This window comes from Serratia sp. H1w (assembly GCF_000633355.1).
Lineage (GTDB): Bacteria > Pseudomonadota > Gammaproteobacteria > Enterobacterales > Enterobacteriaceae > Chania.
The window spans coordinates 61,776-74,361 of sequence record NZ_AYMQ01000116.1 but is presented as its reverse complement, the minus strand read 5'-3'; the positions used below and the strand labels follow the sequence as shown (position 1 = coordinate 74,361).

Genomic DNA, 12,586 nt, shown 5'->3' with positions numbered 1-12,586 from the left:
CAGTATCAGTGTGCCACTATAAGTTCGCTAGATCACTATTTCAAGATCAGCGAGCGGGGCAGCAGCGTACGTCAAGAAGTGCTGGCCGGCTTGACCACCTTTTTGGCGATGGTGTATTCGGTGATCGTGGTGCCAGGCATGCTGGGCAAGGCGGGTTTCCCCCCTGCGGCGGTGTTTGTCGCGACTTGCCTGGTTGCCGGTGTGGGATCGCTGGCGATGGGCCTGTGGGCGAACTTGCCGATGGCCATTGGCTGTGCCATCTCATTGACGGCGTTTACCGCCTTCAGCCTGGTACTTGGCCAGCACATCAGTATACCTGTTGCCCTGGGGGCGATCTTCCTGATGGGCCTGATATTTACCGCTATTTCGGTGACCGGGGTACGCTCATGGATCCTGCGTAACCTGCCGATGGGTATTGCGCATGGCACCGGGATTGGTATCGGTCTGTTCCTGCTGCTGATTGCTGCCAACGGCGTCGGTATGGTGATCAAGAATCCGCTGGACGGCTTGCCGGTGGCTCTTGGGTCGTTTGTCTCTTTCCCGGTAATGATGTCGTTACTCGGCCTGGCGATGATCCTTGGGCTGGAGAAGTTACGGGTCCCTGGCGGGATCTTATTGGTGATCATCGGTATTTCCCTGGTCGGCCTGATTTTTGACCCGAATGTGAGATATCAGGGGCTGTTTGCATTACCAAGTCTGTCCGGGCCGGACGGCAGCTCGCTGATTTTCAGCCTGGATATCAAAGGGGCGTTGAACCCGGCGGTACTGCCAAGCGTATTGGCGTTGGTCATGACGGCGGTATTTGACGCCACCGGCACCATCCGGGCGGTAGCCGGACAGGCCAATTTGCTGGACAAGGACGGGCAAATTATCAACGGAGGCCGGGCGTTAACCGCCGACTCCATGAGCAGCATGTTCTCTGCGCTGGTCTGTGCCTCACCGGCTGCGGTGTATATCGAGTCCGCTGCGGGGACGGCGGCCGGAGGAAAAACCGGCATGACGGCGGCGGTCGTGGGGATACTGTTCTTGTTGATCCTGTTCCTGTCACCGCTGTCTTATCTGGTCCCTGGCTATGCGACGGCACCGGCGCTGATGTATGTGGGCCTGCTGATGCTGAGCAACGTTGCCAAGCTGGATTTTGACGATTTTGTCGATGCCATGTCCGGTTTGGTCTGCGCGGTATTTATCGTGCTGACCTGTAACATTGTTACCGGCATTATGCTGGGGTTCAGTACGCTGGTAATTGGCCGCGTGTTCTCTAACGAGTGGCGCAAACTGAATATTGGTACGGTGATTATTGCGGTGGCGCTGGTGGCATTCTATGCCGGTGGCTGGGCCATTTGATGGCATAGCTGAGCAGATTACTGACCAACTTGCACCCGATGCTAAAAGTAGGGGCGCTGCATGCTGCGCCCACTATCTGCTGCAGGCGGGGAGTACGACCAAGCCGGAGAGGCTGATCCGTGAATTGGCAAGGCGCGCGCCAAGGCATGAGGAGGAATTGATGACTATTGCAGAATATCTCGAGCAGAAAGGGCGAGAGGAAGGGCGGCAGGAAGGTAAACACGAGGCATCCTTGGAAATCGCTCGCTCCATGCTGGCCAGGGAGTTCGATCCCGCAGTAATAAAGCAACTGACTGGCCTTTCAGAAGAAGAACTGGCGCAAATCCATCAATAACGTTTAGCCACCGTTTCTCACCGCGACATTTCCTCATCTAACAGTTGCGCCTGCGCTACTGCTTTAACGATCGAGGTATAGCCGGTGCAGCGGCATAAATTCCCAGCCAGGCCGCGGCGGATCTCCTGTTCGGTGAGGCGGTGGCCGCGAAAGCGTTCCACCATAGAGGTGCTGGTCATCACCAGACCCGGCGTGCAGAAACCACACTGCACCGCGCCGACATTAACATAAGCCTGCTGTACGGCAGACAGTTTGCCCTGTTTTACTTCGCCCTCTGTGGTGCGGAGGGCTTTACCGTCGGCCCAGATCGCCAGATAAATACAGGTGTCGGTAGCGACATTGTCGATCAGCACGGTACAGGCACCGCATTCCCCTACGCTGCACCCTTGTTTGACACTATTAAGCCCTTGCTGGCGCAGTAGCTCCATCAGCGATAAACGGGGATCGACTTCAAACCGATACGGGCGGCCATTGATAGTGCAATTAATCAACATGATAATTCTCCTCCTGCGCGTTGGGCCGCCTGGGCCAGCACGCGCTCTGCCAACGTACGGATGATTTGCATGCGGAATTCTTTGCTGGCGCGCCAGGATGAGCGCGGCAGCACATCACGAACTACCGCCTCACGTACAGCGGCGAGCGTTTGGGCATTGAACGGCTGACCCAGGGCGGCGGCCTCGGCATGTGGGGCACGGATCGGCGTTGGGGCTGCCACGCCAAAGGCAATTTTCACCGCGCTAAAGCGGCCGTCTTCGATTTTGCAGGCCGCAGCGCAGCCGATGGTGGCGATATCCATCGCGCCGCGCATGGCGTATTTATAATAACTGGCACCAAAGTTTTGATAGTGCTGTGGCCTGAACAGCAACGCCACGGCCAGCTCGTTTTGCCCCAAAGCGACTTTGCCCGGGCCAGTGTGGAACCCCTGGATCGGCGTGCGGCGCAACCCTGTGGGAGTGGCGATTTCCAGCTCGGCTTCCATCACTACGCAAGGCGAGGCAGAATCTGCGCTAGTGGCACCGTTGCAGATATTCCCGCCCAGCGTGGCCATGTTACGCACCTGTGGCCCCGCGATGGTGGCGGCGGCCTCTGCCAGGATCGGGATATGGCATTGCACCAACGACGAATCGATAATCTGGCTAAAGGTGGTGCCACTGCCGATGCATAGCGTGCCATCTGGCAGCAGGTCGATACCGTTTAACTCGGCCAGACCGTGAATATCCACCAGATGGCGGTATTTGCCGTTCATATGATGAAGTTGGATCAGCACGTCGGTACCGCCAGCAATCAGCCTGGCCTGCGGATCGGCGGCCAACTGCCGCACGGCATCGTCTATGCTGGATGCCCGATAATAGTGTGCAATATCGTACATAGGTTTCTCCAGTTACTCGATCAGGTCTGCCTGCGCGAAATAGCGGTACAGCGTTTTAGGCGTCAGCGGTAGCTCATCTATTTTCACGCCGGTTGCCATCCAGATGGCGTTACGGATCGCCGGAGCGGGAGAGATCAGCGGCGGTTCGCCCAGCGCTTTGTGTCCATAGGCGGACTGTGGCTCATAGGTTGTGACAAACGCACAATCCAACTCTGGCAGGTCGAGAATGGTGGGGAACTTGTAATCCAGCAGATTGTTGTTGCGCACGATGCCGCTGTGCTCGTCGATGATCATCTCTTCGAATAGCGTCCAGCCGATGCCCATTCCCATCCCGCCATGTACCTGGCCCTCGGCCAATAGTGGGTTAAGGATCTGGCCGGAGTCGTGCAGGTTGAGGATCTTGTTGATGGTGACCTTACAGAGTTCGATATCGACGGTGAGGTCAACAAAGGTGCAGCCAAAGGCTGGCGGGTTGCTGCGGGTTTTGCAGGAAACCTCGGCCATGATCTGCCCGCCGACCTCCTGATCGTAATGGGCGCTCATCGAGACCTCTTGCACCGAGAACAACACTTTTTCCGGCATCTCCTTCAACACCACCTCGCCGTTGATCACATCGAGAGCCCATTCGGGCTGGCTGCACATATAGGCTGCATGGGTGAGGATTTTGCCCCGCAGCTCCTCGGCAGCCTGACGGATGGCGGGCGCGGCGACATAGCTTTGCCGCGAGGCGAAGGCTCCAGGATCGTAGGCGGTAATATCGGTATCCTGGGTGGAGATAACATAGATGGAGGAGAAGGGCACGCCGATGGTTTGCGCCGCCATTTGCGCAAAGACGGTATCCGATCCCTGACCAATTTCCGTCGCCCCGATTTGCAGATGGATGGTGCCATCCTGATTCAGTAACAGCCGGGCACTGGCGATCTCGACGCCGACCGGATAGGTATTGGAGGCATAGCTTAGGCAAGCTACACCAACGCCGCGACGGATTGGGCCACTCTGGTTCAGGCAGGCGGCACGGCGGGTATCCCACTCAAACATCTCCCGGCCTTTGAGCAAGCAGTCGATAATACCGGCGCTTTTGATCTCTTTATGATTGAGCGGGTTGATATCCCCTAAGCGAGCGACGTTTTTAAGCCGCAGTTCCAGAGGATCCATCCCCAGTTGCGCGGCGGCCTCGTCGATCATGCATTCCAGGGCAAAGGTCACCTGCGGTGCGCCATAGCCGCGCATAGCTCCTGCATTCGGCAGGTTGGAGTAGAAGGTCGTGGCCTGATAGCCGAAGGCAATTCGCGGGTATAAATAGGCAATTTTATTGGCCCCGGCGGAGGCAATGGAATGGCCGTGGGAAGCATAGCCCCCGGTATTGGAGAGGACATCCAGGCTATAGGTTTGCAGTATGCCGTCGCGGTTAATGCCCATCTTGCCCTTGATGGCGAACGAGTGGCGGGTGCGTGACGCTAAAAAGCACTCCTCGCGGCTCAGTTCAACCTTGACCGGCACGCCGCCGAGTTTCCAGGTCAGGAATGCGGCCATCGGTTCTTCCAGCACGTCCTGCTTATTGCCGAACCCACCGCCAATGTAGGGCTTGATAACCCGGATCGATGACCACGGGCGATCCAGCGCCTGACCCACTACGCGGCGTACCAGATGGGGGATTTGGGTGCTGGAGACGATCACAATTCGCTCCATTTCATCCATGTAGGCGTAGGAGGTCACCCCTTCCAGATGGCAGTGTTGAACTACCTGCGTGCGGTAGCTGCCTTCGATCACCACCTCCGAAGCATCCAGTGCCGCTTCGGGATCGCCACCGCTGAGTTGGTGTTGCTTCAGCAGGTTGCTTTTGCCCCCATGTAACAAAGGCGCGTCGGCCGCCAGCGCCGTTTCTGCGCTAGTCATCACCGGGAGTTCCTGATATTCCACCTCAACCAGCATGGCGGCTTTTTCTGCGGTTAACGCATCATTGGCGACCACGATCGCCACGCCATCGCCGTGATGCCGTACGTGCTGGGTCAGCAGTTGTTTATCGGCCACGTCACGCTTGTTAGCATCCAACGACCAGGCATGACCCGCCGTTGGGAAGCCGTGTTGCGGTACATCCTGATAGGTGAATATGGCTTCCACCCCGGGCAGTTGCAGAGCTTTACTGGTGTCGATTCGCGTAACCAGCCCATGGGCGATCGGGCTGCGAACATATTTGGCATGGCGCATGCCGGGCATGCTCATATCGTCGGTATATCTGGCTCGGCCGGTGACTTTGGCTTGTGCATCGACGCGTTCGGGTGACGTTCCTACAGGCATCCTGGTCTCCTCGCTGAGAGAAAAAGTCGCGATGGGTAACCGCAGCAACTTGCAGGCCATAATGAGTTGATTAATCAGATGGATGTGGGTTTTGTGAGTTGAATCTGCTTTATTGCGGTAGCGTGACAATTTTTGCTGATCAAAGAGGGGCGGGGCGCTGCAATGTTGATATAGCAAGGACTAGGCACAACGATAATTTATCATATCGATAAGGATAAGATTATCAGGTTGATACTGGCGGGCTCAAAACCAGACCTCTCTCGAAGAGGGGTAGCAGAATGGGGACAAAAAAATTGCCCTTGAATAGGTCAGGGCAATTCGGGATGGCGAAAGCTAACTTAATGGCAGGGCTACTTTTTCTTGTAAACGTCTGCCGTTCCATGAACTTTGTTATCCGTGTTAGCTGAGGTTAACACATAGATATCGCCACCTTTTTCATCCGCTTTTTTGGCCAGCTCATCTTTTGCATCAGATTGAGAGGTTTCACCAGAGGTGGAAATACTACCGACTTTAACATAGTGATCTTTCACCTTTTCGAAATCCACTTTTGCCATCAATTCTGCTGCGACGCTACTGAAAGCGAGTGTGCTTGCGAAAAGAGCCAGTATCAATTTCTTCATAGCTTGTTTCCTTGTGGCTAGTTGAGTGCATGATAGTCAAGTAAAACCGCATTCATGCGAGGGATTAGAAGTGGTTATGCTCAGGCTAAAACAACGGCTAAAGGTCATCTTCAGGTGAGAGGTTTCGATTGCAAACTCCCTGATGCCAAGTATAGACGAAGAAATGACGAGGACCCCAAATCGGTTTTGACGTGAGTACAACGTGTTGGTGGCAGGATGGTGGAGTATGCAGAACAACCGCCGACGAAGACCAGGCTGTTGCCGAAAAAATTATTATTTTAATTTAAAGGAATAAATAAGAAGTCTATATAATATCCTTTGGGAGTTTTAATTTATTTTAAAGATAAAATTCTTTTACCAAAGTTGAAAGGTAAAATTAAAAGCAAGATAAATCATATGGATATGTCTCTGGTGGGCTGTTTTATATTGATATGGCTTAATGGAAACAGTAATAAATAATGTATTGCACGTTGAATTCCTTTGGGTTAATAATGACTTCGGACGAAGTTGACTTATATTGTTTAACCAAGGAGCTGTTTATGATTGAACTTGATAAATCTATGCTTAGTCAAATTGCCGGTGGCCGTGGGAATAATGGGGGGTGACCGTACCGATAACGGAGGACGTAATAACAATAAGGGAAGAGGTGCGTCCACTAACTATGGCGGTGTGCGGGGGGCGATTGGCGGCGCGATTAGTGGAACTAGCGCTTGTATTAACACGGGGAACGGTGGTGGTGGAACGGGTAGCAATAGTAACTGTGGCGATGGTAACGCAGGTGGCAGCTGCAACCGGTAATGATACTTAGTGCTAAGACTAATACCAGCCTGTTACATATCGCACCATCTAAAAAGAGGGTTACACAATGATGATTAAATCAAATTTTTTATATTCTATATGGATTTTTGTTCTTATGTTGTTCATTGTTAATCCTCTGCTTAATTGCGTTGGGATTTTACCTGTTTCTGTTATTCAGTTACCTTTATGGCTTACTAAGTCCATTCTTGTATTCGTCATACCTTTAGGTTGCTACCGTTTGATCGATCTGGTTTACAACGCGGTGCGTAAAGTAGTGGCCAGAATGTCGAAAGGAAAATGATAGTCAGCCTGGTTTTTCATTATTTCAGGTTGGCTATGATGAATAGAGGGTTGTAATGATTAATCGCTACAGCCCTCCCTTACCGCCTTTGACCGACGCAAATTCACTGGCGACCACCCAGGCCTACTGTCCGGCACTCCAGACTCACCGATATATTGTATTCAGGATAGTTAATTTCTTACTTCCATTAAGGGTGATAATTTGCTTGAAATCTTATTTTTTGCTTTAGTTTTTTCATTTGGTTTCCCTATGTTTTTATAGGTAAAAATGCAGGTTTATTCTTGAGGAATTAATGGGGTTGATGCATTTATGTAATAATGCACTCCTCGTTAGAGCGATTTTATGGATTTTTTATTGACTGCAAGTTTCTGCCTTTTCAATATGTGATATATTATCTGCTACTACTACGACTGACTCTGGTTTGGAAAATACTCTCATAAAGAAGCACTCCACGTGAGTTAAGATGGTGAAATCCCATTTTATGCAATGCATTTAACTTGTGGGTGAACACCGTTTTTGCCGAAATTTTCAATAGTCTGCCGATCATATGTGCATCCTTTTCCTGTGCAAGCATGTTCATTATCCTAACTTCACTTTTGGATAGTGAGATGGAAGTAATTGAACGTTCATTATTCAACAGGATATTTAGAAAGTTAATTAACTCATGCTGCGCTAATTTTTTAGATATAACACCCCTGCAATGTAAAGTAAAATTATGTTTGTATATATCAGCGTCTACAAAGTAAATCACTCTGCTTATGGTGTTATCCACAATCTGGTTTAGTATCCGATTATGTATTAAGCTATGGGTACAGAGTAAAATTATGTCATCATTATTTACGATGATATTGTGAAAGTCACATATGTTAATATGCTTTACTTCAATATTAACTGCGTATAATGTAGATAACAGGCCTATAGTGAAAAAATTGTCTTCAGAAATGGCGTAGATCATGATTTTTTTCCAGAAATTGCGAGCTCATTTTTTCACTGTATAACACAGTAAGAATATGCTCTTTAACATAGTATCCTTTGGACTCTACACGCATGATAAAATCATCGGGTACACCCACTAAATTCAATTTAAATTTTAGTGCTTGCATCACTTGCCATAGGCGTTGGTTTGATGAACTTAGCCCGTGTTTGTCCCAGACGTTCAATAGAATCTCGGAGTTGTGGATGATTGAGCCGTTAGCATGCTCTATCAAGAAGACAAAAAGACGGAACATTGTGTCTCTGAGCATAACCTGCATCCTCTGATGAGAACGTGGGTTAATATTAACATTGACGAGTGTCTTTTTATTTAGATCAAAGTGTACATCGGTACCGATGTAATACCCGAAGATGATTTTTTCCATTTTTAGTCTCTTAGCATTCTGTTGCCCGGTCGTAGCTGCAGGAACGTATGTTGAAGCCCTACCGACTAAGGATATTCTTACCTGATAGCCGTTGGTTGGCAAATGAGTAGTGTAAAATCGATTCAATCAACTAATTAATAATGCTTTTACCTTGTTGTTAGCATTTAATGCTGTATTGTGTGACTTTATCAACATAAGGCATTAAGTATGTTGCAAAAATTGATCAAGCGTCAAGGTTTTGAGTAAAAATAAACACTCAATTTTTATCTATCTATTCAGCTATTCTTCCAGTGTATCTCGCTGTTTATCCCAGTTGGATTACGGCTGAACGTTATTACCGTTGTCCCTATACTGCTGGCTTCTTTTCGCGAAGCCTTATGCCATGAGGTTGTTGAGGAAAAGACTAACGTGGAGACATCCCCCTGCAAAGTGTAATGCTTATATTTAGGGGCTAAATCTAACGGTAGATTTTTCTGTGAGGCGGAGAGTGGTGAAATGTTCTGTTCCGTTGGCCAATATCTTTCTGTTTTTGATGAAAATCGTTAAATTTCAATGCGGTAAATCACTTTTTCCGATCTGATTTAGATCTTTACCAAGGGCTTTCAGCTCCTGATCTTATCAGGAGAACGCTATACTAAATGTAGTCATCTGGTTTAGATCGCTAACATATTGAAATTAAGCATGATATCGATACCCTGATCAAGGTAGTAAACTATGCCAAAACGCTATCTTTTAAATGCCTGCATTGAGTTTTATCCTGTGGAACACCAGCTAGTCGCCTATGGCAGCCAAAATCTGTCAATAGTGCTCAATGCTCCCGTCAGCCGCTGCCTGCAGCTATTGATTGAACGCCGCTATACCTTGGTGCCACAGCAAGAGTTTTACCCCTATGTCTGGGGGGAGATGGGCTCATCGATACCTGTCAGCACGCTATACCAGAATATTGCGCTGCTGCGTAAGGCGCTAAAGGCTTTTGTAACCAGCGGCGAAAAGATGATTACGACGGTACCGAAGCAGGGGGTTTTCCCTGGCACCGGACGTTGACGTTCAGGAGATAACTGAAGAAGCGGAAGAGTTGGGGTTTGTTCCGTCCCAGAGAGCCAGCAAGGATATTATTGTTCAACAGGGAGATGTTTCGCCGGAGGTATCGCAGCCCGAGTCTGCGCCAATGGTGAGGGAACAACCATTAGTGAAAAGAAGGCGAATATGGCTGCTATGCGTGAGTAACCTTATCCTGTTCGGTTTGGCAGTGTTCCAATTTCTGAAATGGGGATATCAATCCCCCGAAAATTACTCTGCGCAATATCAATACCAATGGACTATATCTAACTGTCGGGTATATACCAATAACGATAGCAGGGGGAGGGCGGAGGCTGAAAAGATGATTGCCAGCAGCAATATCGATTGCGTAAAGAAAATGCACCTCTATATCTCTGACTTTCAATACAGCATGAATACTTCAATCCTGTCTTGTGATCGCGCGTTAGAGGATAAAATTACGCCAAACTGTCAGGTATATAATCTGCTGAGAGGGGCACAAAAATGAAGAAGGCCTATTGGTTCACTTTACTGGCTATGGTGCTTTCTCTCTTGGTCGTTATCAACGCTTACCTCTATAAGACGCATTACCAAAGGACCCACTTTCACTGCCAAGGCGTTGCCGTAGTCGTCAATGGAAACGATAGCGTCAACGCGCTATTTTCACTAACGCTATCCGGCGATATAGGACAGTTTTCCGTTGATGGCAAAGTAACTAATCAAACCGAGGGGGCGAAAATCGTCAGCCGTATGACGTCGGTTCGTGTCAAGCAGCATGGTGATGATCTCTATCTCACCAACTATTCGGTTTCCGAATTGCTCGGCAACACGGCCAGTGACGCTATTTTAAAAAATCTTATTCCGGCCTATTTTATTGCCAGTGATGTCAGTGCCAAGTTGAACATCTATCCGATATCTGGCAAGTCTTTTCTAATCGCCAACGATCAGGATATGTCGATTTACTGCAAAAAATAAACCTCATAACCGTATTCGGCATCCTGTAAGCAGGGAGTCAAACGGATCGCTAGCCTAATTCAGCTAGCCCCAAACAGTTAGCAGTCTGGGGCCTGGTTCATTATCGTTTTCTGGCGAGTTGAATCGCCATCACACTGCACCTTGTGTGGTATGTAATTGCGGAAGCTGCTCGCAGTCGTCACCCACTTCTACCGTCAGCACCAACTCACCGCGTCGCAGTTGAATACGCAAGCCACCGTTATCCCGGCTGACATACATATCGGTTATCGGTTGCCGATCGTCAAAATCCCAGACGCCAATAAACTCCGCCCGTGACTGATGGCTACGCAGTGTCAGATAACTTAGATCCGTCACCGCCGGATTGGCTGGCGCATAGCCTTGCCATAGCATCGCCTCGCCATGTAGCCACAAAGCCTGTCCTTTACGCGAGGTGGCAAAGTGGCGCGGTTGGCAGTTGTTAAGCTGCGACACCAGGGCATCATGCATGACAGTCAGTGGCCCTTGTGGGCTGAAGTGGGCAGCTTCACCTACCGCATCCAGCGCTTTACCTTGCAGATGCAACGTCCAATCCAACTGCTGGCAATGCGGATTGTCGATATGGCTGATATCGATCAACGCGCCAGGCATCCACAGCAAGCGGCGGCGGAAACGGATATCACGATAGGCCTGGCTATCCCATTCGATCCTCGTATGGCTATCCAGCGGCGGTGGGTTTTGCTGCCAATCAACTTCAACATCCAGCCAGCAGAACTCCTCATCTTGGTGATAACGTTGTACCTGCGGGATCGCGGGCGGTTGATTCGCCTGATTGACCGTCAGCGTGTTATGGGTGGCGCTGTTTTTGTAGTAGGCGTAGTGCATCCGTGCGCCATAACCGGTGGTGCCGAGATCGGGCAGGATCTCTTTACCCTGGTCGAACAAAATCAGGTTCAGGCGATCGTAATGGTCATGCTCACCGCCGTAAGGCGTATGTTTCACCAACAGCGCACGTCGTTGTTCTGGCTTGCGCCAAATGGTGATGCCGCAATCAGGTGCGTGCAGATGCTGTTGGGGGATCACATTCAGCGTCTGCGTAGGCAACTCTGCCCCGTAGAGCAGTGCATCAATATTGGCCCGTGGCGTGTCGCGGTAGATGGCCTGTAGCGCTGCGGCATACTCCGGTTGTTGATAGCAGGCCCAGGCAAATTCGTAGACATCGCTGTGATCGAGCCGTTCCTGGCCATAAATGCAGTCATTAATCCGTGGGAAGCTGCCGTCCGGCATTAGCAGTTGCAGTGGGAAACTGAGCATCTTGCGGTAGTAAGGCGCGGCAAGCAGGCTCCAACGGCTGCCCTGCGCCAGCTTTTCGAACGCCAGAAACCCTTGCAGCGCATAAAAGTGGTAATGAATCGATCCCTCGAACCATAGCCCCTCGTCGAACAACCCGTGCTCTAACTGATAGCGCAATCCATAGGGTTGATTAACGGCAAACTCCAGCAGCGCATCGTCTTGCAAAATAAAGCCCAGCACGCCGATGGCGCTACCGATCTTCACCTCGTGGTTATGTAACTGTGGTGTGCGGTGTGCCATCAGGAATTCTGCGCCGCAACGTAGCAAACGTTGTTCAATAGCATCCCGCTGTGCCTGTGTTAACGCCTCGCAGATAAAGTCATAGCCCAGGGTAAAGTCGAGCAGGCAGTTGGCTTCGCACAGGGTTTGGGCATTCATTTTGCCTGGCCCGTTATAAGGGATGCCGCCATGCTCCTGATAGTCTGGGTAGTAGTGCGCGTAACGCAGTAAAATATCGCGCACCTTATCCAGATAGCGCTGTTCACCAGTGAGTTGCCATAGCAGCCCCAACTGGCGGCAGGCCTTGGCGTTCAGGCCGTTCATCTCCCGCCACCAGGCACCGTCATAAGGCTCGCCGCTAAAGCGCCGCCCGTCTATCGGGCAGCAATGTGCTTTGGGCGAGTCGTGTTGCCAGACCAACCGCACGCCATGATCCGGGCAGAAATAATACAGATTCCAGGTGGCGACGGCGGTTGCTGGCACCTGCAACGGGGTGTTGAGCACTACGGCGTTATCCGCCAGCAGCTGTTCCAGCACCGAAGGTTGTCTGGCCGCCCGATCTCGCAACGCAATAAGTTGTTGCGTGGTGAACTGCTTCATTGC

General features: G+C 50.6%; 11 protein-coding genes. 4 read left to right on the top strand and 7 right to left on the bottom strand.

Annotation, left to right across the window (positions count from 1 at the left end; genetic code table 11):
• Window positions 1-18: 18 nt before the first annotated feature.
• Both U869_RS0124895 and U869_RS32640 read left to right on the top strand, forming a co-directional pair.
• Window positions 19-1,344: an NCS2 family permease gene (locus U869_RS0124895; protein ID WP_051588667.1), complete on the top strand. Its 1,326-nt coding sequence runs from the start codon at window positions 19-21 to the stop codon at window positions 1,342-1,344.
• Complete coding sequence (locus U869_RS32640; protein WP_025121478.1) at window positions 1,322-1,678, top strand: Rpn family recombination-promoting nuclease/putative transposase; 357 nt, start codon at window positions 1,322-1,324, stop codon at window positions 1,676-1,678. Before U869_RS0124895 ends, U869_RS32640 begins: the two co-directional genes overlap by 23 nt.
• A 17-nt stretch (window positions 1,679-1,695) precedes the next feature.
• Here U869_RS32640 and xdhC read toward each other — a convergent pair whose 3' ends face one another.
• The 6 genes from xdhC to U869_RS0124860 all read right to left on the bottom strand — a co-directional run bounded on the left by xdhC (window position 1,696) and on the right by U869_RS0124860 (window position 8,422).
• Window positions 1,696-2,172 carry a xanthine dehydrogenase iron sulfur-binding subunit XdhC gene (xdhC, locus tag U869_RS0124885; protein ID WP_029987710.1) on the bottom strand — a complete coding sequence of 159 codons (477 nt, stop codon included), beginning with the start codon at window positions 2,170-2,172 and terminating at the stop codon, window positions 1,696-1,698.
• Window positions 2,166-3,047: a xanthine dehydrogenase FAD-binding subunit XdhB gene (xdhB, locus tag U869_RS0124880; RefSeq protein ID WP_025121476.1), complete on the bottom strand. Its 882-nt coding sequence runs from the start codon at window positions 3,045-3,047 to the stop codon at window positions 2,166-2,168. The genes xdhC and xdhB overlap by 7 nt, the downstream gene beginning before the upstream one ends.
• A gap of 12 nt (window positions 3,048-3,059) precedes the next feature.
• Window positions 3,060-5,345 (bottom strand): xanthine dehydrogenase molybdenum-binding subunit XdhA, encoded by a 2,286-nt coding sequence (xdhA, locus tag U869_RS0124875; protein WP_025121475.1) that lies wholly within the window; start codon window positions 5,343-5,345, stop codon window positions 3,060-3,062.
• Between the two features lie 350 nt (window positions 5,346-5,695).
• Window positions 5,696-5,965, bottom strand: coding sequence for a DUF1471 family periplasmic protein YahO (gene yahO / locus U869_RS0124870; RefSeq protein ID WP_037408633.1), 270 nt, complete (start codon window positions 5,963-5,965; stop codon window positions 5,696-5,698).
• Between the two features lie 1,490 nt (window positions 5,966-7,455).
• Window positions 7,456-8,019 carry a LuxR C-terminal-related transcriptional regulator gene (locus U869_RS32915; protein WP_025121473.1) on the bottom strand — a complete coding sequence of 188 codons (564 nt, stop codon included), beginning with the start codon at window positions 8,017-8,019 and terminating at the stop codon, window positions 7,456-7,458.
• Entirely contained in the window at window positions 8,000-8,422 is a 423-nt protein-coding gene (locus U869_RS0124860; RefSeq protein WP_025121472.1) for a helix-turn-helix domain-containing protein, read from the bottom strand. Before U869_RS0124860 ends, U869_RS32915 begins: the two co-directional genes overlap by 20 nt.
• A gap of 714 nt (window positions 8,423-9,136) precedes the next feature.
• Here U869_RS0124860 and U869_RS0124855 point away from each other — a divergent pair.
• A complete protein-coding gene (locus U869_RS0124855; RefSeq protein ID WP_025121471.1) occupies window positions 9,137-9,466 on the top strand; it encodes a winged helix-turn-helix domain-containing protein in 330 nt (109 codons plus the stop codon).
• Between the two features lie 498 nt (window positions 9,467-9,964).
• Entirely contained in the window at window positions 9,965-10,435 is a 471-nt protein-coding gene (locus U869_RS0124845) for a hypothetical protein (protein ID WP_025121469.1), read from the top strand.
• Window positions 10,436-10,564: 129 nt separating this feature from the next.
• Here U869_RS0124845 and U869_RS0124840 read toward each other — a convergent pair whose 3' ends face one another.
• Window positions 10,565-12,583 carry a heparinase II/III family protein gene (locus U869_RS0124840; protein WP_025121468.1) on the bottom strand — a complete coding sequence of 673 codons (2,019 nt, stop codon included), beginning with the start codon at window positions 12,581-12,583 and terminating at the stop codon, window positions 10,565-10,567.
• Window positions 12,584-12,586 lie beyond the last annotated feature (3 nt).

Excerpts from the sequence above, each read along its gene's own strand:
- U869_RS32640 (WP_025121478.1), top strand. The coding sequence starts at position 1,322 with ATGCCGGTGGCTGGGCCATTTGATGGCATAGCTGAGCAGATTACTGAC.
- U869_RS0124845 (WP_025121469.1), top strand. The coding sequence starts at position 9,965 with ATGAAGAAGGCCTATTGGTTCACTTTACTGGCTATGGTGCTTTCTCTC.
- U869_RS32915 (WP_025121473.1), bottom strand. The coding sequence starts at position 8,019 with ATGATCTACGCCATTTCTGAAGACAATTTTTTCACTATAGGCCTGTTA.
- xdhA (WP_025121475.1), bottom strand. The coding sequence starts at position 5,345 with ATGCCTGTAGGAACGTCACCCGAACGCGTCGATGCACAAGCCAAAGTC.
- yahO (WP_037408633.1), bottom strand. The coding sequence starts at position 5,965 with ATGAAGAAATTGATACTGGCTCTTTTCGCAAGCACACTCGCTTTCAGT.
- U869_RS0124855 (WP_025121471.1), top strand. The coding sequence starts at position 9,137 with ATGCCAAAACGCTATCTTTTAAATGCCTGCATTGAGTTTTATCCTGTG.
- U869_RS0124860 (WP_025121472.1), bottom strand. The coding sequence starts at position 8,422 with ATGGAAAAAATCATCTTCGGGTATTACATCGGTACCGATGTACACTTT.
- U869_RS0124840 (WP_025121468.1), bottom strand. The coding sequence starts at position 12,583 with ATGAAGCAGTTCACCACGCAACAACTTATTGCGTTGCGAGATCGGGCG.
- xdhC (WP_029987710.1), bottom strand. The coding sequence starts at position 2,172 with ATGTTGATTAATTGCACTATCAATGGCCGCCCGTATCGGTTTGAAGTC.
- xdhB (WP_025121476.1), bottom strand. The coding sequence starts at position 3,047 with ATGTACGATATTGCACACTATTATCGGGCATCCAGCATAGACGATGCC.